We start from the raw sequence: 363 nt of genomic DNA on the forward strand, positions 1-363 counted from the left end.
ACCAGCACGTCGATATCGCCCCCGATGGCCTTGGCGGCCGCAACCACATGGGCGGTGGCGCCGGCCAGGGCGCCGTCATGGTGTTCGGCCAGGATCAGAATGCTCATGAAATCACCTTCGCCTCGTTCTTCAGTTTATCGACCAGCTCGTCCACGGAGCCCACCTTGATGCCACCCTGACGCTCGGCTGGCGGCTCGACCTTGAGCAGCTTGGTCCGGGTGGCGACCTCGACGCCGAGATCTTCCGGGCGCTTGACGTCCAGCGGCTTCTTCTTGGCCTTCATGATATCGGGCAGCTTGGCGTAGCGCGGCTCGTTCAGGCGCAGATCGGTGGTGACGATGGCCGGCAGGGAGAGCTCGACGG

General features: G+C 64.7%; 1 protein-coding gene and 1 pseudogene. Both read right to left on the bottom strand.

Translation table 11 applies throughout. The features are described from left to right. A pseudogene (locus tag GRB80_RS15585) lies at positions 1–107 on the bottom strand (electron transfer flavoprotein subunit alpha/FixB family protein); the annotation flags it as partial. Then, a partial coding sequence (locus GRB80_RS15590) for an electron transfer flavoprotein subunit beta/FixA family protein (RefSeq protein WP_419880024.1) occupies positions 104–363 on the bottom strand: 260 nt, incomplete at its 5' end. The gene GRB80_RS15590 and the pseudogene GRB80_RS15585, both read right to left, overlap by 4 nt.

Origin of the sequence: Halomonas icarae (assembly GCF_009901955.1) — a bacterium.
Lineage (GTDB): Bacteria > Pseudomonadota > Gammaproteobacteria > Pseudomonadales > Halomonadaceae > Halomonas > Halomonas icarae.